The 21,543-nt window shown below is 71.2% G+C and carries 18 protein-coding genes and 1 rRNA gene; all 19 read right to left on the bottom strand.

Annotated features, from left to right (window positions below; translation table 11 throughout):
• Window positions 1-67 precede the first annotated feature (67 nt).
• Window positions 68-229, bottom strand: a complete 162-nt coding sequence (locus AB0K05_RS40345) for a hypothetical protein (RefSeq protein WP_187281013.1) — start codon at window positions 227-229, stop codon at window positions 68-70.
• 65 nt (window positions 230-294) lie between these two features.
• Window positions 295-1,578, bottom strand: a complete 1,284-nt coding sequence (locus AB0K05_RS40340) for a glutamate-5-semialdehyde dehydrogenase (protein ID WP_364236572.1) — start codon at window positions 1,576-1,578, stop codon at window positions 295-297.
• 233 nt (window positions 1,579-1,811) lie between these two features.
• Complete coding sequence (gene proB / locus AB0K05_RS40335; RefSeq protein ID WP_148029979.1) at window positions 1,812-2,933, bottom strand: glutamate 5-kinase; 1,122 nt, start codon at window positions 2,931-2,933, stop codon at window positions 1,812-1,814.
• A 25-nt stretch (window positions 2,934-2,958) separates the two neighbouring features.
• Entirely contained in the window at window positions 2,959-4,311 is a 1,353-nt protein-coding gene (gene obgE / locus AB0K05_RS40330; protein WP_148029978.1) for a GTPase ObgE, read from the bottom strand.
• A gap of 277 nt (window positions 4,312-4,588) precedes the next feature.
• On the bottom strand, window positions 4,589-4,846 hold the full coding sequence (gene rpmA, locus AB0K05_RS40325; protein ID WP_068925700.1) for a 50S ribosomal protein L27: 258 nt from the start codon (window positions 4,844-4,846) through the stop codon (window positions 4,589-4,591).
• 15 nt (window positions 4,847-4,861) lie between these two features.
• Window positions 4,862-5,164 carry a 50S ribosomal protein L21 gene (gene rplU, locus AB0K05_RS40320; protein ID WP_148029977.1) on the bottom strand — a complete coding sequence of 101 codons (303 nt, stop codon included), beginning with the start codon at window positions 5,162-5,164 and terminating at the stop codon, window positions 4,862-4,864.
• A gap of 220 nt (window positions 5,165-5,384) precedes the next feature.
• Window positions 5,385-8,549 carry an Rne/Rng family ribonuclease gene (locus AB0K05_RS40315; RefSeq protein ID WP_364236566.1) on the bottom strand — a complete coding sequence of 1,055 codons (3,165 nt, stop codon included), beginning with the start codon at window positions 8,547-8,549 and terminating at the stop codon, window positions 5,385-5,387.
• A 130-nt stretch (window positions 8,550-8,679) separates the two neighbouring features.
• On the bottom strand, window positions 8,680-9,432 hold the full coding sequence (locus AB0K05_RS40310) for a TIGR03936 family radical SAM-associated protein (RefSeq protein WP_261808373.1): 753 nt from the start codon (window positions 9,430-9,432) through the stop codon (window positions 8,680-8,682).
• A 166-nt stretch (window positions 9,433-9,598) separates the two neighbouring features.
• The gene (locus tag AB0K05_RS40305; protein WP_364236563.1) at window positions 9,599-11,509 is read right to left on the bottom strand and encodes a TIGR03960 family B12-binding radical SAM protein; all 1,911 of its coding nucleotides are present in this window, start codon (window positions 11,507-11,509) and stop codon (window positions 9,599-9,601) included.
• A 28-nt stretch (window positions 11,510-11,537) separates the two neighbouring features.
• Complete coding sequence (gene rodA, locus AB0K05_RS40300) at window positions 11,538-12,704, bottom strand: rod shape-determining protein RodA (RefSeq protein WP_364236560.1); 1,167 nt, start codon at window positions 12,702-12,704, stop codon at window positions 11,538-11,540.
• Window positions 12,701-14,737 (bottom strand): penicillin-binding protein 2, encoded by a 2,037-nt coding sequence (gene mrdA, locus AB0K05_RS40295; protein WP_364236643.1) that lies wholly within the window; start codon window positions 14,735-14,737, stop codon window positions 12,701-12,703. The genes rodA and mrdA overlap by 4 nt, the downstream gene beginning before the upstream one ends.
• A gap of 5 nt (window positions 14,738-14,742) precedes the next feature.
• Window positions 14,743-15,207 carry a rod shape-determining protein MreD gene (gene mreD / locus AB0K05_RS40290; protein ID WP_148029972.1) on the bottom strand — a complete coding sequence of 155 codons (465 nt, stop codon included), beginning with the start codon at window positions 15,205-15,207 and terminating at the stop codon, window positions 14,743-14,745.
• Window positions 15,204-16,082 carry a rod shape-determining protein MreC gene (gene mreC / locus AB0K05_RS40285; protein WP_364236556.1) on the bottom strand — a complete coding sequence of 293 codons (879 nt, stop codon included), beginning with the start codon at window positions 16,080-16,082 and terminating at the stop codon, window positions 15,204-15,206. The genes mreD and mreC overlap by 4 nt, the downstream gene beginning before the upstream one ends.
• Window positions 16,082-17,113: a rod shape-determining protein gene (locus tag AB0K05_RS40280; RefSeq protein ID WP_219552595.1), complete on the bottom strand. Its 1,032-nt coding sequence runs from the start codon at window positions 17,111-17,113 to the stop codon at window positions 16,082-16,084. The genes mreC and AB0K05_RS40280 overlap by 1 nt, the downstream gene beginning before the upstream one ends.
• 274 nt (window positions 17,114-17,387) lie before the next feature.
• Window positions 17,388-17,798: a nucleoside-diphosphate kinase gene (ndk, locus tag AB0K05_RS40275; protein WP_148029969.1), complete on the bottom strand. Its 411-nt coding sequence runs from the start codon at window positions 17,796-17,798 to the stop codon at window positions 17,388-17,390.
• 136 nt (window positions 17,799-17,934) lie between these two features.
• Window positions 17,935-19,416, bottom strand: coding sequence for a hypothetical protein (locus AB0K05_RS40270; RefSeq protein ID WP_364236552.1), 1,482 nt, complete (start codon window positions 19,414-19,416; stop codon window positions 17,935-17,937).
• An 11-nt stretch (window positions 19,417-19,427) separates the two neighbouring features.
• Window positions 19,428-19,778, bottom strand: a complete 351-nt coding sequence (locus AB0K05_RS40265; protein WP_219552603.1) for a DUF4233 domain-containing protein — start codon at window positions 19,776-19,778, stop codon at window positions 19,428-19,430.
• Entirely contained in the window at window positions 19,778-21,100 is a 1,323-nt protein-coding gene (locus AB0K05_RS40260; protein WP_271279042.1) for a folylpolyglutamate synthase/dihydrofolate synthase family protein, read from the bottom strand. Before AB0K05_RS40260 ends, AB0K05_RS40265 begins: the two co-directional genes overlap by 1 nt.
• Window positions 21,101-21,464: 364 nt before the next feature.
• Window positions 21,465-21,543 (bottom strand): 5S ribosomal RNA (rrf, locus tag AB0K05_RS40255); the annotation flags it as partial.

Below are 21,543 nucleotides of genomic sequence, written 5' to 3'. Positions count from 1 at the left end.
ACAACCCTAGCGCTGTGAAAGGTGTGGACGCCTGAGGCACGCCGAAACTTCTATCTGCCGACTCCGATCACGACAGCAGCTTGTCGAGCTCGGCCCTGGGCTCGCGCCCGAGATCCCTGCGCCCCTTCCTGCGCCAGTTGACGTGACCGTGGCTCTCCAGCCAGAGCATCAGCCGGTCGGCGCCGAACAGCACGGCGGCCGCGAACGCGAGGGCGATGACGATCTCCATGCGCCCAGTCAAGGAGGCGCGCGCGGGGCCGCGGGCGCCGACACGCCGCCCGCGACCCGATCACGTCACTGTCCTGACTTGGCGATGACCGTGCCCTCCGCGGTGCGCAGCTGGCCCTCGCCGGTGTAGACCCACTTGGTGGAGGTCAGCTCGGGCAGGCCCATCGGCCCGCGCGCGTGCAGCTTCTGCGTGGAGATGCCGATCTCGGCGCCGAACCCGAACTCCCCGCCGTCGGTGAACCGCGTCGAGGCGTTGACCGCCACCGCGGCCGAGTCGACCAGCGACACGAAGCGCCGGGCCGCCTGCTGGGACCGGGTGACGATGGCGTCGGTGTGGCCGGACCCGTAACGCCGGATGTGGGCCACCGCGTCCTCCAGCGAGTCGACGACCGCCGCCGCGATGTCGAGCGAGAGGTACTCGGCGGTGAAGTCGTCCTCGGTGGCCGGCACCACGTCGTCGCCGTAGCGGGCCACGCGCGCGTCGCCGTGGACGGTCACCCCGGCCGCCTTCAGCGCTTCCAGCGCCCGGGGCACGAACGCGTCGGCCGCGTCGGCGTGCACCAGGAACGTCTCGGCCGCGTTGCACACCGACGGCCGCTGCGCCTTGGCGTTGACCAGGATCTCCACGGCCAGGTCGAGGTCGGCGCCCGCGTCGACGTACACGTGGCAGTTGCCCGTGCCGGTCTCGATGACCGGGACGCTGGACTCCTCCACGACCGAGTTGATCAGCGACGCGCCGCCGCGCGGGATGAGCACGTCGACCAGCCCGCGGGCGCGCATCAGCGTCTTGACCGAGTCGCGGGTGAGGCCCGGCACGAGCTGCACGGCCCCGGACGGCACCTCGGTGGCGGCCAGCGCCTCCTGCATCACCTTCACCAGGGCGGTGTTGGAGCTGTAGGCGCTGGAGGAGCCGCGCAGCAGCACCGCGTTGCCGCTCTTGAGACAGAGCGCGGCGGCGTCGACGGTGACGTTGGGGCGGCCCTCGTAGATGATGCCGATGACACCGAGCGGCACCCTGAGCTGACGCAGCTCCAGCCCGTTGGGCAGGGTGGAGCCGCGCACCACCTCGCCCACCGGGTCGGGCAGGTCGGCCACCTGGCGCACGGCCTCGGCGATGGCGGCCACCCGGCCCTCGTCGAGCCGCAGCCGGTCGATCATGGCCTCGGCGGTGCCCTGCGCCCTGGCCTGCTCCACGTCCGCGGCGTTGGCCTCGACGATCTCGGCGGCATGCGCCACCAGGGCGTCGGCGACGGCGCGCAGGGCCCGGTCCTTGGGCGCCCGCGGCAGCGGGGCCAGCTCGGCGGCGGCCTCTCGTGCCGCGTGGGCGACCTTCAGGAACTCTGTGTTCATGCTTATTTGCTCTCCGTTTGATTGCTCCGCTGCGCTCCGCGGCGAAGGGCTCCTCAAGCCTCGCTCTTCCCTCGTCACTCCGGTCGCTTCGCTCCCTGCGTTCCTCAGTCCAGAGCGAGGCGAGCCCTTCGCAAAACCGGACGTGCCCCTTGGTGCGTCAGCCGTGGGAATCTGTTATCCAGTCAGCCTTGGGACTTTGTGTCTCGGTCGGCCTTGGGACTCCAGTATTCCGGTCAGCTTTGGGGTTCCAGTATGACGATGTCGTCTCGGTGGATCAGTTCGCGTTCGTACTCTGGGCCGAGTTCGGTGGCCAGGTCGCGGGTGGAGCGGCCGAGGAGGCCTGGGATCTCCATCGCGTCGAAGTTGACCAGGCCGCGTGCCACCACGCGGCCGCGCGGTCCGCACAGGTCGACCGGGTCGCCGGCGGCGAACTCGCCCTCGACGGAGGTCACCCCGGCCGGCAGCAGGGACTTGCGCCGGGTGACGACGGCCTCGACCGCGCCGGCGTCGAGGTGGAGCCGGCCGCGCCCGGTGGTGGCGTGGGCCAGCCACAGCAGGCGCGTGCCCGGATGGCGGCCCTGGGGATGGAAGAAGGTGCCGACGTCGTCTCCGGCCAGCGCGTGCGCGGCGTGGGCGGCGGCGGTCAGCACGACCGGCACGCCCGCGCCGGTGGCGATCCTGGCCGCCTGCACCTTGGTGATCATGCCGCCGGTGCCGACGGCGCCGCCCTTGCCGAGCTGGACGCCGACCAGGTCCTCGGGCCCGCGGATCTCCGCCAGCCGCCGCGCGCCCGGCCGGCTCGGCGGGCCGTCGTAGAGCGCGTCGACGTCGGACAGCAGGATCAGCGCGTCGGCCCGGATGAGATGGCTGACCAGCGCGGCCAGCCGGTCGTTGTCGCCGAAGCGGATCTCGTCGGTGGCGACGGTGTCGTTCTCGTTGACGATGGGCACGATGTCGAGCTCCAGCAGCCGGTCGAGGGTGCGCTGGGCGTTGACGTGGTGGGTGCGCCGCATCATGTCGTCGGCGGTCAGCAGCACCTGGCCGACGCGCAGCCCGTACCGGGCGAAGGAGGAGGTGTAGCGGGCGACCAGCACGCCCTGCCCGACGGACGCCGCCGCCTGCTGCGTGGCCAGGTCACGCGGTCGCGCGGGCAGCCCGAGCGGGCCCAGGCCCGCCGCGATGGCGCCCGACGACACCAGCACGAGCTGCGTGCCGGCCCGGCGGCGCGCGGCGAGCACGTCGACGAGCGCGTCGACCCGGTCGACGTCGATCATGCCCTGGGGGGTCGTGAGCGACGACGAGCCGATCTTGACGACGACCTTCGACGCTGAACCGATCTGTTCCCGCACGTCCAAACCCTATCCGAGCCCGCCAAACGGTTTATCCGAGGCGGCTGTCGGTGCCGCGCGGCCCCTGGCGGACCGCCTCGGCGTTGAGCGTCGGCTGCCAGTCGAAGATGTAACCGCCCTCCATCGGCCCGATCACCACCTCGACCCCGGCGGTGGCGCCGGCCTTGGCGAGCTCCTCCTCGACGCCGAGCCGCTCCAGCCGGTCGGCCAGGTAGCCGACGGCCTCGTCGTTGCTGAAGTCGGTCTGCCTGATCCACCGCTCCGGCTTCTCGCCGGTCACCTGGAACAGGTCGTCGTTGACCTTGCGCACCTTGAACCCGGCCTCGCCGAGCTGCTTGGGCCTGATGACGAGCCTGGTCGGCTCCTCGACGGGCTTGGCGGCGCGGGCGGCGGCCACCCACTCGCCCATCGCGTACGTGAGCTCGCGCAGCCCTTCGTGGGCCGCCGCCGACACGGTGAACACCCGCAGCCCGCGCTCCTCGAACTCGGGCCGTACGAGGTCGGCCAGGTCACGGGCGTCGGGCACGTCGGCCTTGTTGAGCACGACCATGCGCGGCCGGTCCTCCAGCTTGCCGTAGGCGTGCAGCTCCGCCTCGATCACCTCGTAGTCGGTGACGGGGTCGCGGCCCGGCTCCATGGTGGCGCAGTCGATGACGTGCACGAGCATGTCGCACCGCTCGACGTGGCGCAGGAACTCGTGGCCGAGACCCTTGCCCTCGGACGCACCGGGGATCAGGCCGGGCACGTCGGCCACGGTGAACACGTTGTCGCCCGCGGTGACCACGCCCAGGTTGGGGATCAGGGTGGTGAACGGGTAGTCGGCGATCTTCGGCTTGGCCGCGCTGAGGGCGGCGATCAGCGACGACTTGCCCGCGCTGGGGAAACCGACCAGCGCCACGTCGGCGACGCTCTTCAGCTCCAGCATCACGTCCAGCGCGTCACCCGGCTCGCCCAGCAGCGCGAACCCGGGCGCCTTCCGCTTGGTGCTGGCCAGCGCGGCGTTGCCGAGGCCGCCGTGGCCGCCGCCGGCGATCACGTAACGGGTGCCGGCGCCGACCAGGTCGATGAGCACCTCACCGGTCGCCGCGTCCTTGACCACGGTGCCGTTGGGCACCGGCAGCACCACGTCGCCCCCGTTGGCGCCGTCGCGGTTGGAGCCCTGCCCCTGCTTGCCGTTGCCGGCCTTGCGGTGCGGGCGGCGGTGGTAGTCGAGCAGGGTGGCGGTGTTGGGGTCGACCTCCAGGATGACGTCCCCGCCCCGCCCGCCGTTGCCGCCGTCGGGGCCGCCGAGCGGCTTGAACTTCTCCCGGTGGATGGAGGCGCAGCCGTTCCCCCCGTCACCGGCCCTGACATGCAGGATCACCTGGTCCACGAAGTCCGGCATTCAGCTCTTCTCCTCCATAGGCCCGCGTACGGGCACACCATCACATCCAGCCGAGCACCCTCAGGAAACGGGTACCTCCGCCCCCTCAGACGAACGGGCTCCGCAGAGGTGCCCCGCCGATCGGCCGCTCCCCCGTACGAGGATCCGGCCGTACGACCGAGCCCTCCACACGGGACCGGCCGCAAAACCGGCCCTTCCACGGAAGGAGTCGTACAACGGGACAAGGGGTGGATCGGCAGGCGATCCACCCCTTGTCTCAACCCCTCGCGACGGAGATTTACTCCGCGACGGGGACGATGCTCACGGCGCGGCGACCGCGCTTGGTGCCGAACTGGACGTGACCGGCGGTCAGCGCGAACAGGGTGTCGTCGCCGCCACGGCCGACGTTGTCACCCGGGTGGAAGTGGGTGCCGCGCTGGCGGACGATGATCTCGCCGGCGTTGACCAGCTGGCCGCCGAAGCGCTTGACGCCCAGGCGCTGAGCGTTGGAGTCGCGGCCGTTGCGGGTGGACGACGCGCCCTTCTTGTGTGCCATCTCTCAAACTCCCGATCAGGCCTGGTCGATACCGGTGATCTTCACCTGGGTGTACCGCTGACGGTGACCCTGGCGCTTCTTGTAACCGGTCTTGTTCTTGTACTTGAGAATGCGGATCTTCGGACCCTTGGTCTCACCGAGGATCTCGGCGTTGACCGTGAACCGGCCCGCCTCCGTGGTCACATCGCCGTCGTTGACGACGAGCACCGTCGGCAGCGAAACCGAAGAGCCGACCTCGCCGGCGACCTTGTCCACCTCGAGGACGTCACCGACGGAGACCTTCTGCTGCCTGCCGCCGCAACGAACGATCGCGTACACCGCGGAACCCTTCTACTGACTAGCTGTTGTCGATACACCGGCGCCCCGAGCGGGACGACCGCTGCCTCCGAATGCTGCGCCCGACCTCCGGCTCGTCCGAAACCGACGAACCGAGGGGCGCGCCAACAGGGCACGCCACCTAGCGCACCGATCCACTAGGGTACCGGATGATCCGTGCCCCTGGCGAACCGGACGATTCATCGGATCGCCCGCCAAACGGTCACTCGGCGGACTTGGCTCGGCGGGAACGTCGCCGCCCCCTGCCGGAAGACTGGCCGCCGTGGTCGTCCTCATGCGGGACATCGTCAAGCGCACCGGTCACCGTATCACGGTTCCCCGTGTCCTTGGCCGCGGAGACCTTGTCGCCCATCTTGTCGGAGACCGCCTTCTCGACCGCCATCTTGCCCTGCGTGCCGCGCGGCTCCGGCTTGCTCTCGACCGGCTCCGTGGAGACGATCAGGCCACGCCCGTTGCAGCAGTCGCACGGCGTCGAGAACGCCTCCAGCAGGCCCTGACCGACCCGCTTACGGGTCATCTGGACCAGCCCCAGCGAGGTCACCTCGGCCACCTGGTGCTTGGTCCGGTCGCGGGCCAGGCACTCCAGCATGCGCCGCAGCACCAGGTCGCGGTTGGACTCCAGCACCATGTCGATGAAGTCGATGACGATGATGCCGCCGATGTCGCGCAGCCGGAGCTGGCGCACGATCTCCTCGGCCGCCTCCAGGTTGTTGCGGGTGACGGTCTCCTCGAGGTTGCCGCCCTGGCCGGTGAACTTGCCGGTGTTGACGTCGACGACGGTCATCGCCTCGGTCCGGTCGATCACCAGCGAGCCGCCGCTCGGCAGCCACACCTTGCGCTCCATCGCCTTGGCGAGCTGCTCGTCGATCCGGTACGACTCGAACACGTCGCCCTGGCCGCCGTCCCACTTCGTCAGCCGCTCGGCCAGGTGCGGCGCGACGTACTTGACGTACTCGTCGACCGTCTCCCAGGCGTCCTCGCCCTGCACGACCAGCGAGCTGAAGTCCTCGTTGAAGACGTCGCGCACCACCCGGATGGTCAGGTCGGGCTCGGCCGAGAGCAGCTCGGGCGGGCTGGCCGACTTGGCCTTCTTGCGGATGTTCTCCCACTGCGCCGACAGGCGGGCGACGTCGCGGGCCAGCTCCTCCTCCGAGGCGCCCTCGGCGGCCGTACGGACGATCACGCCGGCGTTCTCCGGCATGACCTTCTTCAGGATGCTCTTGAGCCGGGTGCGCTCCTTGTCGGGGAGCTTGCGGCTGATGCCGGTCATCGACCCGTCGGGCACGTACACCAGGTAGCGGCCGGGCAGGCTGATCTGCGAGGTCAGCCGGGCGCCCTTGTGGCCGATCGGGTCCTTGGTGACCTGCACCAGCACCGACTGGCCGGACTTCAGCGCGGACTCGATCCGCTTGGGCTGCCCCTCCAGGCCGGCGGTGTCGAAGTTGACCTCGCCCGCGTACAGGACGGCGTTGCGCCCCTTGCCGACGTCGACGAACGCGGCCTCCATCGACGGCAGCACGTTCTGCACCTTGCCGAGGTAGACGTTGCCGACGTAGGACTGGCTGGCCTCGCGGTTGACGTAGTGCTCGACGAGGATGCCGTCCTCCAGCACCGCGATCTGCGTGCGGTCGCCCTGGCGGCGCACCACCATCATCCGGTCGACGGACTCACGGCGGGCCAGGAACTCCGACTCGGTGATGATCGGCGGACGCCGGCGGCCCAGCTCGCGGCCCTCGCGCCGGCGCTGCTTCTTGGCTTCCAGGCGGGTCGAGCCGCGCACGCTCTGCACGCCGTCGGCGGAGGTGTCGTGGGCGGCCGCCCGGCCGGAGCGCGGGGCGCGGATGCGCACCACCGTGTTCGGCGGGTCGTCGGGCGTCGTGTCGGCCGTGTCGTCGTCAGCGCCGCGGCGGCGACGGCGACGGCGACGGCGCGAGCTGGAGCCGGACTCGTCCTGGGACTCCTCGGACGCCTCCTCCTGACCCTCCTCGTCGGAGTCGTCGGAGTCGTCGCCCTCGTCGTTCTCGTCACGCTCGCGTGACTTGCCGCGCCCGCGCCCGCCGCGCCTGCGGCGACGGCGCCGGCCACCGGTCTCCTCCTGGTCGTCGGAGGTGTCGGCGTCGCCGTCGGTGTCGATGTCGGTGTCGTCCTCGGCGGTGACCTCGGCGCTCTCGTCGTGCGCCTCCACCTCAGGCTCGGGCTCCGGCTCCACCGGCCGTACGGGCTGCGCCTGCGTGGGGTCGGGCGCCTGGAACAGCGGCGCGAAGATGGCCGCCGGGCGCCGGAAGGCGGAACCTCCGGCCTCGTCCCGCCTGCGGGCGGCCAGCCCGAACGGGTCGGCCAGCAGGTTGACCTTGATGTCGTCCTCGTCGAGGTCCTCCCCGGCGGGCTCGTCGTCGAGCGGCTCGTCCTCGGGCAGGATCTCGAGAATCTCCTCCTGCTCGTCGGCGGACCCGTCACGCTCGGCCGCGGCCTCCCCGGCCCCCGCGGCCACCTGCGCGGCCACACCCGGCTCGACGCGCGACTCAGCGGACCCGACCCCGGCACCACCCGCCCGGGCAGCGTCGTCACGGACCTCACCCGTACGAGCAGCGCCCGCACGGTCGGCACCCGCGCGCTCAGCGCCCGCCGCAGCGGCACCCGCACGGTCGGCACCCGCCGTAGCGGTGCCCGCACGGTCGGCACCCGCCGTAGCGGTGCCCGCGCGGTCAGCGCCCGTCGCAGCGGGCTCTCCGGCCTCGATCTCCGGCTCGGCCTTCTTACGGGATCGGCGCCGCTTCGCGGGCGCTTCCGGCTCGGCGGCCTCGCCCGGCGCACCGGCGCCGGAGACCGCGGCCCCGCTCAGCTCAGCCACGCCAGGGGTCTCGGTGCCGGAGGCCGCGACCGCCTCGCCACGGGCCGCCTCAGCGCCGTTGGCAGGCACCTGGGCGTCGGGGGCGCCGACGGCCGCGTCCGGGGTCTCGGGGACGCCGGACGCGCCGGTCTCCGCCTCGTCGGCGGTCTTCTTGCGGCGCCGGGTCGTCGTGGCCGTCGACCGGGTCCGCGTGGTGCGCTTGGGCTTGGCCTCCTCGACGGCGGCGGCCGCCGCCTCCTCGGCCGGGCTCACCGGAGCCGGCGCGGCGACGACCTCGCCGGGCTCTCCGGCCGCGCGTTGCGCCGCCACACTGGGCAGCGGCCGCCCTTCGGTCACCGACGGCGCGGCCTGGGCGGCCGGGACGGTGACCGGGGCGGAGGGCTTCTCCTCAGGGATCTCCGGCGGGGGCCCCGCCGGCCTCTTGGCCGCGCCGCGGCGCCTGGTCACCTGGGACTGTTCTGTTGTCTCCCCGTCAGGGCCATTGGCCCCGGCGTTGGGCTCGTTCTCGTCGAGCATGCGGGCGCTCTCCCGTCAGCCCCCGGGCGCGTCGCCGCGCCGCGCAGGAGCATCGTGTCTCGTTGTCCGCCACACCCGGAGGCGTGGCGCCAAGTCCTGTCTGCCGGTCACACCCCATGGGGCGCTCCCCTTAACCGGCGACGTGCTCACCCGCCGGTCCCGCCTCGCCGCCGCGCGTCGTATCGCGGTCCAGGTCGAGCGGGTCGGCAAGTGCACCGGTGCCGGCGTCGAGTGGCCCCTGCGCCAGCCTGGTCACCTCGGGGGGGACCGGCGGCGCGAAGTCGGCCACAAGGCGCAGCCCTGTGAGCACATCGTCGGGTCGAACGGCAGGAGTCATGTGCCGAACAACCATGCGCAGTATGACACACGACTGTCCGGGCACCTGAGCTGCTGTTCTCCCTGTTCCCTCCGGCACCGTGAGCCTCAGCACGGCCTCGCGCGCGTCGAAGCGCCGCGGCCCCTTCTTGGTGAGGCGCTCGACCTCCACGTGGCCGGCCGCGAGGAACTTCTGCACCGCCTCTTCGGCGTGCTCGCGGTCGGCGCCGGGCAGCCGCACCTCCCACTCGGAGACCTCCAGGCGGTCGGCCAGCGCGCCGGGGCCGGCCTCGACGACGTCGAGCACGTCAAGGCCCGGCGGCAGCGATCCGTCGAGGTCGGTCTTGACCTGCCGGGGATCGCACGGCGTGGTGACGCCGATCTCGAGGTATTCGGCTTCGCTGGCAACGCCGGTCGGCGCTGCTCCCGCGTAGGAGATCTTCGGATGTGGCGAGAAGCCCGCACTGTAGGCCACCGGAATACCGGCACGACGGACCGCACGCTCGACGGCCCGCGAGATGTCGCGGTGGCTGGTGAAGCGCAGGCGTCCGCGCTTGGCGTAGCGCACACGCAGGCGCTGCACCGTGGGCGCGGGCGGTGGCCCGTCGGGAACAGGTTTCAGTGCCTTGTCGTCCTTCCCTTGTAAGAGTTTCTTCTCTCAGGATAAGCCGCCCGGGCACCCGCGTGTACAGGATCATGTACGGCGAGACACCGGCCGCGCACCCGGCGCGTCGTCAGACGACCGTGAGCGGAAGGAGTTTGCGGCCCGTCGGACCGATCTGAATCTCGGTGCCCATGGTGGGGCAGACGCCGCAGTCGTAGCACGGGGTCCAGCGGCAGTCTTCGACCTCGCCGCCCGAGACGGCGTCCTGCCAGTCCTGCCAGAGCCACTCGCGGTCGAGCCCGGCGTCGAGGTGGTCCCACGGCAGGACCTCGTTCTCCTCGCGCTCGCGCGTGGTGTACCAGTCGACGTCGACGCCGGCCCGCTCGGCGGCGGCCATCCATCGTTCGTAGGAGAAGTGCTCGCTCCAGCCGTCGAAGCGGCCGCCGTCTTCCCAGACCGCGCGGATGACGGCGCCGACCCGGCGGTCGCCGCGCGACAGCAGGCCCTCCACGATGGACGGCTTGCCGTCGTGGTAGCGGTAGCCGATGGCCCGGCCGTACTCCTTGTCGCGGCGCAGCGAGTCGCGCAGCGCCTTGAGCCGCCGGTCGACGGTCTCGTGGTCGGCCTGGCCCGCCCACTGGAACGGGGTGTGCGGCTTGGGCACGAAGCCGCCGATGGAGACGGTGCAGCGGATGTCGCGCGACCCGGTGGCCTCGCGGCCCGCCTTGATGACCTTCTTGGCCAGGTCGGCGATGCCGAGCACGTCCTCGTCGGTCTCGGTGGGCAGCCCGCACATGAAGTAGAGCTTCACCTGCCGCCAGCCCTGGGAGTAGGCGGCGGTGACGGTGCGGATGAGGTCCTCTTCGGTGACCATCTTGTTGATCACCTTGCGCATGCGCTCGGAGCCGCCCTCGGGGGCGAAGGTGAGGCCGGAGCGCCGCCCGTTGCGGGAGAACTCGTTGGCCAGGTCGATGTTGAACGCGTCGACCCGGGTCGAGGGCAGCGACAGCGAGGTGTTGGTGCCTTCGTAGCGGTCGGCCAGGTCCTTGGCCAGGTCGCCGATCTCGCTGTGGTCGGCGGACGACAGCGACAGCAGCCCGACCTCGTTGAAGCCGGACTCCTCGATGCCCTGCTTCACCATGGCGCCGACCGTGGTGATCGACCGCTCCCGCACCGGACGGGTGATCATGCCCGCCTGGCAGAACCGGCAGCCGCGGGTGCAGCCGCGGAAGATCTCCACGCTGAAGCGTTCGTGCACGGTCTCGGCCAGCGGCACCAGCGGCTTCTTCGGGTAGGGCCACTCGTCGAGGTCCATGACGGTGTGCTTGTGGACCCGCCACGGCACGTCGGGACGGTTGGGCGCGACCCGCTTGATGCGGCCGTCGGGGTGGTAGTCGACGTCGTAGAACCTGGGCACGTAGACGCCGCCGGACTCGGCCAGCCGCATGAGCAGCTCGTCGCGCCCGCCGGGCCTGCCCTCGTCCTTCCACTCGCGGATGACCTCGGTGATGGCGATCGCGATCTGCTCGCCGTCGCCGAGCACGGCCGCGTCGAGGAAGTCGGCGATCGGCTCGGGGTTGAAGGCTGCGTGGCCGCCCGCGAGCACGATCGGGTCGTCGTCGCCGCGCTCGGCGGCCACCAGCGGGATCCCGGCCAGGTCGAGCGCGGTCAGCATGTTGGTGTAGCCGAGCTCGGTCGAGAAGGAGACGCCGAACACGTCGAACGCGCGCACCGGCCGGTGGGCGTCGACCGTGAACTGCGGCACGCCCTCGGCCCGCATGAGCGCCTCGAGATCCGGCCAGACCGCGTAGGTGCGCTCGGCCAGGGTCGCGGGCAGCTCGTTGAGGATCTCGTACAGGATGGCCACGCCCTGGTTGGGCAGCCCCACCTCGTAGGCGTCGGGGTACATCAGCGCCCAGCGCACGTCGGCGGAGTCCCACTCCTTGACCGTCGAGTTGAGCTCACCCCCGACGTACTGGATCGGCTTCTGCACCTTGGGCAGCAGCGGTTCCAGGCGAGGGAAAATCGACTCCGCAGTCATACGACCCAGGGTAGCGGCGCCTGGCCGTTCAGCCGAACGCACGCTGCCTCACGTGGACGGCCTGCAGCAACCCGACCCCGATGAGGTTGGCGAAGGTCGAGGTGCCGCCGTAGGAGACGAACGGCAGCGGCAGCCCGGTGATGGGCATGATGCCGATGGTCATGCCGACGTTCACGAACATCTGGAAGGTGAACCAGCACACGATCGTGCCCGCCATCAGCGTGCCGAACCGGTCCTTGCAGTGCCGCGCGATCCACAGCCCGCGCAGCAGCACCAGGCCGAGCAGCGCCACCAGGGTGACCGAGCCGAGGAAGCCGAACTCCTCGCCCGCCACGGTGAAGATGAAGTCGGTGTGCTGCTCCGGCACGAACCGGCCGGTGGTCTGCCCGCCCCCGAGCAGCCCCTTGCCGAACAGCTGCCCGGAGCCGATCGCGATCAGCGACTGGGTGCTGTTGTAGCCGACGCCCCGCGGGTCGACGCTCGGATCGACGAACGCGGTGAACCGGGCCACCTGGTAGGGCTCCAGCACGTCGAAGAAGAAGACGCAGAAGATCCCGGCGGCGCCGATGAGCGTGAACAGGGCGATCAGCCGCTTGCGCACCCCAGAGATGATCATGGCGGAGGCCGTGACGGCGGCCAGCACGAGCGCGGTGCCGAGGTCGGGCTGGAGCATCACCAGCACCAGCGTGATCCCGGCGGCCACCAGCGCCAGCAGCACGTCCAGGCCGCGCGGCCGGTCGGTGCCCTCGACCGGCTGGGCCAGCAGCATGGACGTGATCAGCACCAGGCCGACCTTGGCGAACTCCGACGGCTGCACCGCGAATCCGCCGCCGAGCAGGATCCACGAGTGGGACCCGTTGATGGTCGCGCCCAGAGGAGTCAGCACGAGCCCCAGCCCGACGAGCGAGACCAGGTAGACCACCGGCGCATACGCCCGCACCGCCCGGTAGTCGGTCATCGCGACCGCGAGGCACAGCGCCACCCCGATCACCTGGTTCAACAGGTGCTTCCACAGCAGCCCTGTGGAGCCGGGCGCCCACGTCCGCGTGGACGACCAGACGAGCAGGGAGCCGAGGACCAGCAGCGCGGCCACGGCGACCAGCATCACCACGTCCAGCCGCCACACCGCCGACTCCGGCCCGAACACCCTGCGGGTGAACGGCCGCCGCCCCGCCGCCAGCGCACCACCGGTCATCCTGGCACCACCGTCCCGTCGGGCCGGAACGTCGGCAGCTCCGACACCGGCTTGCCATCCCGCACCGCGGCCGGCCGTTTGATGCCGAAGATCCCCTCGTAGATCTCACGGGCGGCGGGAGCGGCGGTCTCCGCGCCGAACCCGCCCTGGGAGACCATGACGACCACGACGAACCGCGGGTTACGGGTCGGCGCGAACGAGGCGAACCAGGAGGTGTCCTGCTTGCCCCACACCTCCGCCGTGCCCGTCTTGCCGCCGATCGCCACCTGGTCCATGGGGAAACCGGCGAAGGCCCCGGCCGCGGTGCCGTCGGAGGGGACCTGGCTGAGCGCGTTCTTGATGTAGCGCCGTTCCTTCTCCGTCACCGGGAGCCTGCCGACGACAGGCACGGGAATGGTCTTGACCACCTTCCCGTCCGGCCGCACCATCGCCCAGCCGATCCGCGGGCTGCGCACCTTGCCGTCGGTGGCGAGCGCCGCGTACGCGCGAGCCAGCTGCAGCGGCGTCACCAGCACGTCCCCCTGACCGATGCTGAAGTTGGCCGAGTCGCCCGGCCGCAGGATGAACCCCTCGGCGCAGTTCTCATGCGCCAGCCGCTTGAGGAACGCCGCCCTGGCGCCGTCCTTGACCTCGGGATAGCCGGTCTGCGCCCGCTTGCAGTTCTCGCCGCTGGTCAGCGCCCAGCTCTCCTTCTTCCAGCGGCGGTCGGGGATGCGCCCGTGCGACTCGCCCGGCAGGTCGACACCGGTGGGCGCGCCGAACCCGAACTTCCTGGCGGTGTTGGCGAACACCTCGGCGACGTGCTTCTTCGGCGTCCGCCCGCCGTCCTTCAGGTACTGGTCGTACGCGGCCTTGTAGAAGATCGTGTCGCACGACTTCACCAGCGCCGTGTGGAGGGTGAGCGTGCCGAGCGGGATGCCGCGGAAGCCGTTGAAGGCACGGTCGCCGATCATGACGGAGCCGGGGCAGCTGTACTGGCCGTCGAGCGGGTATCCGGCCCGCAGCATCGAGGCCACGGACGACACCTTGAACGTCGAGCCGGGCGCGAACTGGCCGTTGATCGCCCGCGACGTCAGCGGCTTGCCGGACTTCTCCGACAGCAGGTGGCGGTAGGTGCGCGCGGAGATGCCGCCCGCCCACACGGACGGGTTGTAACCGGGCGCGCTGGACATCGCGAGCACCCGCGAGGTGCGCGCGTCGAGCACCACCGCCGCGCCCCCGTCGGCGGCCGGCGCGGACTTCATCGCCTTCTGCAGCGCCCGCTCGGTGACCGCCTGGATGCGCGCGTCGATGCTGGTTACCAGGTGGTGGCCGGCGACGGACGGCACCTCCTTCTCCACCCCGAGCGGCTTGCCCATCCGGTCGACCTGCACCCTGCGGATGCCGGCCTTGCCCCGCAGCTCCTCGTCGTAGAAGTACTCCAGACCATCGCGCCCGGCCAGGTCGACGCCCGAGAAGGTGGCCTTCAGCCCGACCCGCTTCTCCAGCTCGGCCTCGGTCACCGGGGACAGATAGCCGAACATCTGCGCCCCGGCCTCACCCAGGGGATACTCCCTGATGGCCTGGATCTCCGCCGACACCGCGGGGAACTTCTCCTGCTGCTCCAGGATCTGCAGCGCCTCGCGGGTGTCGACCTTCTCGTCGAGCGGCACGGGTTGGTACGGGGAGCCGGTCCAGCACGGCTTGGGCACGTCGGGACCGCAGGGCGTGATCCGCCTCTGCAACTGCGAGACGGGCCGGCTGAGCACCTCCGACAGCTTGCCCAGCACCTTGACCCCGCTGTCGCGCATCCGCACCAGCCTGTTGCGGTCGACCGAGACGACCAGCCGGGACTTGTTGCGCACCAGCGGGCGGCCCGAGGAGTCGAGGATCTGCCCGCGCACCGCGGGCACGATGACGGTCCTGGTGCGGGTCTCGGTCGCCCGGTTGACGAACTCGGGGCCGCGTACGACCTGCACCTGCCAGAGCCGCACGGCGAGCGCCGCGAGCAGCACCAGCACGAGCACCTGCACCACGAGCAGCCGGGTCCGCATGCGGTTCACAGCATGTGCCTCTCCCGCGCGCCACGCGAAGCCAGCCAGACCACCACGGGGGCGACGATGAGCGTGCAGGCCACGGTCACCGGGACCTGCTGGGTGAGCGTCGAGACCGTGACCCGCGGGTCGGACAGCAGCCCGCTCACGGCCGCGGCCAGCAGCGGCGCGAGCAGCACGCACAGCACGACGGTGACGACCTTGTTGCCCACGCCCCGCCCGGCCAGATAGCCCACCAGCGCGAACACGAACGCGTACAGCCCCGCCACGTGCGCCGTCGGCGGCGCGAGATCGACGAGCAGCCCAGCCCCGAACCCGAGCACCGCCCCGGCGGCGGGCCCGCGCGCCAGGGCGGCCCCCACGACCGCCAGCAGCACCAGGTCGGGCGCTCCCCCGGCCGGCAGGCGCAGCCGGTTCACCAGGACGAACTGCACCAGCAGCGCCACCACCACGGCCACGACAGCCGTCATCGCGTCCCCTCCCTCCGCGGCAGCACCGCGTCTCTCGGGTCGCGCGCGGGCGGCTGCACCACCACGCCGACCACGTCCAGCGCGGTCATGTCCGCGTACGGGCGCGCGTACGCGGTCCTCGTCAGCTCGCCCGACGCCGGCTCCACCCGCTCGACCACCCCGATCGGCACCCCCGGCACGTACGGCGCGCCCCGGTGCGAGCCGAAGCTGACCAGGCGCGAGCCCCGCAGCACGGGCGCCGTCGCGTCGAGAAGCTGGAAGCGCAGCAGCCGGCCGTGTTCTCCCACGCCGTGCACCACGCCGATCTCCCGGCCCTGCTCCAGGCGGGCGCCGGCCGCCGAGGCGGGATCGCTGAGCAGCACCACGCTCGACGTGCGCGGGCTCGCGTGCACGACCCGGCCGACCAGCCCGTCGCCGTTGATCACGGTCATGTCGGCACGGACGCCGTCGTCGGTGCCGGCGTCGAGCTCGACCGCCTCCTCGAACCCGGGCTGGCCGCGCCTGGCGATCACGTTGGCCGGCACCACCTTGTAGCCGCCGAGCGAGGCCAGCCCGAGCATCCGTTTCAGCTCCGCGGACCGCATGGTGTCGACCTTGCCGGCGGCCAGGTCGGCACGGAGCCGCGCGTTCTCGCGGCGGAGCCTGGCGATGCTCTCCTGGGCGGCGGGAGCCCCGGCGAGGGCCTCGACGAATCCGGTGACCGGCCCGAACACCGTCGCCCCCGCCTGCTCGGCCGTACCGAACACCCACGAGCCGGCCGCGCGCAGCGGCTCCAGCGGCGAGCTCTCCCCCGCCCTGTGGTCGACGGTCAGGATGACCAGCGCCGCCGCCAGAAGAGTTCCCAGGATCAGCCGTGCCTGGCGCGAGTCCCTCATCAGCGCCGCGACTCCGGAACCAGGACCTGCTGCAGCGCCTCGAAGTCCTCCACGCACCGGCCGGTGCCCAGCGCGACCGAGTCGAGGGCGTTCTCCACCAGGTGTACGGGCATGCCCGTTTCCTGCCTGAGCCGTTCGTCCAGTCCCTTGAGCAGCGCGCCGCCGCCGGTCAGGGCCAGCCCCCGGTCCATCAGGTCGCCGGACAGCTCCGGCGGGCACAGGTCGAGAGTCGACCTGACCGCGTCGGCGATGGCGTTGACCGGCTCCTCGATGGCCTTGCGGATCTCCTCGGCCGACACGATGATCGTCTTCGGCATGCCGCTGACCAGGTCACGGCCGCGCACCTCGGCGTGCGCCTCCTCGCCGTCGGCCCAGGCCGAGCCGATCGTCATCTTGATCTCCTCGGCGGTGCGCTCGCCGAGCATGAGCGAGAACTCCTTCTTGACGTACGTGATCACCGCCTGGTCCAGCTCGTCGCCGCCGACTCTGATGGACTTGCTGGTGACCACGCCGCCCATGGAGATGATCGCCACCTCGGTGGTGCCGCCGCCGATGTCGACGACCATGTTGCCGGTGGGCTCGTGCACCGGCAGCCCGGCCCCGATCGCCGCCGCCATCGGCTCCTCGACGATGTAGACCTTGCGCGCCCCGGCCTGGTAGCCCGCCTCCTTGACGGCCCGCTGCTCGACGCCGGTGATGCCGCTGGGCACCGCGATGATGATGCGCGGTTTGGAGAGATGGCGGCGTTTATGCGCGCGTTGGAGGAAATATCGCAACATCCGCTCGGTGACCTCGAAGTCCGCGATCACCCCGTCCTTGAGCGGGCGGACCGCCACGATGTTGCCGGGCGTACGGCCGATCATGCGTTTGGCCTCGATGCCCACGGCGACGATCTTCTCCGTGGCGGTGTTGATGGCGACGACCGACGGCTCGCTGAGCACGATGCCGCGGCCGCGCACGTACACCAGCGTGTTGGCGGTACCGAGGTCGACCGCCATGTCACGGCCGAGAAAGGCGAGCTTGCTACCCATGGGGAACGGAGCCTTCCCGTGACGTTCGCAAAGGACTAAGGACTCACGACCGAATCCAATGCCGCTATGACTACGGACTGAATTCGAATCGTAACGTGACGTACCCACCTGTCCGCACACTGAGCCCGTGCGCCCCACAAAAATCTCAAGTCCCTGCGCGCACCGCGATTTTGCCCGGATTGCGCGCTACCACCCGCGTCCTCGGGTAGGCCCCGTAAACGACGAATGCCCGCGAGGCTTCAGAGCCTGCGGGCACTCGGGCGAACCGTGGACCTCAGAACCGGTCGGGGAAGAAGATCTTGATCTCCCGCGCGGCCGACTCGGGCGAGTCGGAGCCGTGGACGACGTTCTCGCCGATCTCCAGGGCGTGGTCGCCGCGGATCGTGCCGGGAGGCGACTTCACCGGGTCGGTGAGCCCCGCCAGCGAGCGGAACGCCTCGACGGCCCGGTGACCCTCGGCCACCAGCGCCACCAGCGGCCCGGAGGTGATGAACTCGACGAGCTCGCCGAAGAACGGCCTCTCGGAGTGCTCGGCGTAGTGGGCCTTGGCGGTCTCGACGTCGAGGGTGCGCAGGTCCATCGCCACGACCTTGAGGCCCTTGCGCTCCATGCGGGCGATCACGTCACCGATCAGGCCGCGCTTCACCCCATCGGGCTTGATCAGGACAAGAGTGCGCTCGGACACTTCGGGTTCTCCTTCGAACTGGGTCGCGGATGCGGGCTACGAGCACGGCCTGGCCCGGGATGCTCCGCCGCACAGGCCATCGCGAAGCTGCGGCACAGCTTACCGCCCCACGCCGGTCACCTCGTTTCCCGGCGGCTCAGGCCCCGCCCTCGGGCGACTGCGCGGGCGGCGGCACCGGCGGCATCTCACCGCCCCCGCCCGCCTGCCCGTCCTCCGCCGGCGTCGTACGGATCGCCGCACCGGCCCCGCCGTCCGCCGCCGGCGCCCGGCGCGACATGACGGACACCAGGACGATCACGGCCACGGCCAGGAACCCCCCGACCAGCGCCCAAAGATGCAGAACACCGACGTAGCTGTCGACGAACTCCTGCCTCGAACTCTGGTCGAGCAACGTCTTCTGCATCCCGGTGCCCAGAAGGTAGCCGGCCAGCACGCCGGGGAAGCAGAGCGCCAGGCCGAACATGGCCGCCCCCGCCCCCACGTCGGCGAGCGCCGCCGTCAGCGCCACGGACGCGCCGACCGCGAGCAGCGTGAACGGCACGACCAGCACCAGCCCCTCCGCCGAGGGCACCAGCACGCGCACCGAGCACAGCCCGGCGACCATGGCGAGCAGGCCGAGCTGCGTAAGCCACTGGCTGGACGCGGCCGACACGCGCACCGCGACCGCCGCCACCACCCCCAGGACGCCCGCGACGCAGAACGGAACCCACAGCCCCTTCAGCCCCGGCCCGCCCATGCCGCCCATCTCCACATACGTCACCTGGGCGATGCTGGGCAGCAGCACGACGCCGACCGCCACCATGGTGTACGCGAGCGTACGGCTCTCCCGGGCGCCGATGGAGGCCAGGGCGAGCAGTCCCACCATGGCGAGCGCCGCCAGTGTGATCATCAGCCCGCCGTGCCAGTCCTGGCTCGCGGCGCCGATGGCCACGGCCGCCACCACGGCGGCGGGCACGATCGCGAGCAGGACGCGGCTGCGATCCTCGGGCCGCGGGCCCGGCGTGGACGGCCGCCCGCGCAGCAGCCAGAGCATGAGATACACGGCGGCGAGCGCCAGCGCGATGCCGCTGAGCAGCGGATAGGGCTGCAGCGTGACCCGCCACTCCGTCGCTCCGGCGAGCGGCCAGAGCGCGAGCGCCTGGGCACCGAGCAGGCTGAGGGCCAGCGTGCCGGCCCACAGGCCGCGCAGCCACCGCGGCCGGTCCCACACGGCGACCAGCGTGGCGGGCACGAGCAGCCCGGCGCCGACACCGTGGGCGACCCGCAGCACGCCGACCACGAAGGCCGAGTCCGCGTAGCCGCCGGCCGCGTCGGCGACGGCCAGCAGCGCCAGCCCCGCGACGAGCAGGTGGGCGGCCTTGACCCGGCGCAACGCCATGACCGCGAGCGGCACGGCCAGCATCATCGCCGGCAGGGCGAGCCCGTGGGCGCGCATGAGCCCGACCCGGTCGATGCCGGCGGGCAGCAGCTCGGCGACGACGGACACGGTATTAGGGATGGCGACGATCGCCAGCGGCAGCGCGGCCACGATGAGCAGACCGAGCACGGCGTCGAGCACCGGCGCCGGACCTGCGTGCGGCTCGGCCTCTGGGGACCGATGAATCGGGGGGACGGCCATGACGCCCGACTTTAGCGGGAAGTCACGCCCTCGACACGGCGAGCGACGATAATCGCGGTGACCCAGAGCGCGGCGAAGATCGTCCCGAGGAAGAACATCGCCGGCACGAGGAACCCCATGGCGATCGCCAGCACCTGCGCCACGCTGCCGAGAACGTAACCGATGGGCCGCTTGAGCAGCCCGGTGGCGATGACGCAGAACACGGCCAGGCCGATGCCGGTGGTCACCGCCAGCGCGGGCGTGATCCCGCCGATGGTGATCATCACCGGCGTGGCGAGGCCCACCACGATCGCCTCCATGCCGAGCACACTCGCGCCCAGCCGCCGCATGCCAGGAGTCACCTGGAAGCCGAGCAAACCCATCACGCACCCTCCGCCTTCAGCAGGACCCGCGCGTCACCCACCGTGACCACCGACCCGGTGATCAGCACGCCGGTGCCGGCGAACTCGCCATCCGCGTCGGCGATGCCGATGGCCTGGTCGATGGCGTCGTCGAGACGCTCGGTGACGTGCACGCGCTCCTCGCCGAAGACGGACTCCGCCAGCGCCCCGAGCTCGGCGGCCGGCATCGAGCGCGGCGACGAGTTACGGGTGACGACGACCTCGGCGACCATCGGCTCCAGCAGCTCCAGCAGCCCTTCGACGTCCTTGTCGGCCATGACCGCCACGACCCCGACGACCTTGGGGAAGTCGAACGCCTCGTGCATCGCGTCGAGCGTCGCCTGCATGCCGCCCGGGTTGTGCGCGGCGTCCAGCACCACCGTGGGGTTGCGCCGCACCACCTCCAGCCTTCCCGGCGAGGACGCCTGCGCGAACGCCGCACGCACCAGCTCGACGTCGAGGGGGTCGTCGCCACCGGTCAGCGCCTCGACCGCGGCCAGCGCGCAGGCGGCGTTGCTCGCCTGGTAGGCGCCGTAGAGGGGCAGGTAGACGTCGTCGTACACGCCCTTGAGCCCGCGGAAGGTGATCAGCTGCCCGCCGATGGCGACCTCACGGCCGAGCACCCCGAACTCCAGGCCCTCGCGCGCCACCACCGCCCCCACGTCGGCGGCCCGCCGCATCAGCACCTCGGCCGCGGCCAGCTCCTGCTGCGCGAACACGGCGGTGGCGCCCGGCTTGATGATGCCGGCCTTCTCCTGGGAGATGCTCGGGATGTCGGGGCCGAGCCTGTCGGTGTGGTCGAGCGAGATCGGCGTCACGACCGCCACCGTGCCGTCGGCGACGTTCGTCGCATCCCAGGAGCCGCCCATGCCCGCCTCGACCACGGCCACGTCGACCGGCGTGTCGGCGAACGCCGCGAACGCCATGGCGGTCAGCAGCTCGAAGAACTGGATGCGCCGCCCGCCCTGCGCGTCGGTCAGCTCTACGAAGGGCTCGATCTCCTCATAGACCTGGGCGAAGCGCTCCTCGCTGAGCGGCTCGCCGTCGACGGTGATCCGCTCGCGCATCGACGACAGGTGCGGGCTCGTGAAACGGCCCACCCGGAGGTTGCGCTCCCGCAGCAGGCTCTCGATCAACCTCGCCGTGCTGGTCTTGCCGTTCGTGCCGGCGATGTGTATGACCTGGTAGGCCCGCTGAGGCGAGCCGAGCAGGTCCAGAAGGGCCGCGATCCTGTCGAGCGTCGGCTCGAAATCCCACTCGACGCCGCGCTCCAAGATCGCGCGTTCAACCGCACGAAAGTCCACCCCTCAACCCTACTGACCACCGCGACCCCTTTACTCACAACCCCCCGACGGTGGATCGGACCGAAACGCTCGATCTCGCCTCATTCCGCCTCCTTGACAGGCTGTCATCAACAAACACAAAGGGCCTCGGCGATCACGCCGAGGCCCCAAAAAACAAGAAAAGTCCCGAAGCCATAGCCTCAGGGCTCACCACAAGAAAAGCCCCGAGGGTCGAAGTCTCGAAACCCCCATAAACAAAAAAGGCCCGAGGCCGTAGCCTCAGGGCTCACCCACAAGAAAAGCCCCCGAGACCGAAGCCTCGAAGCCGTCATGAACAAGGAAAGGCCCCGACAGAAACTGTCGGGGCCCTTCCCATATGAAAATTGTCCGGCGGTGACCTACTCTCCCACACCCTCCCGAGTGCAGTACCATCGGCGCAGAGAAGCTTAACTTCCGGGTTCGGA

Origin of the sequence: Nonomuraea sp. NPDC049486 (genome assembly GCF_040676925.1) — a bacterium.
GTDB lineage: Bacteria > Actinomycetota > Actinomycetes > Streptosporangiales > Streptosporangiaceae > Nonomuraea > Nonomuraea ferruginea.
Note: the sequence above shows the minus strand (reverse complement) of the source record. Positions and strands in the feature narration are given on the sequence as shown.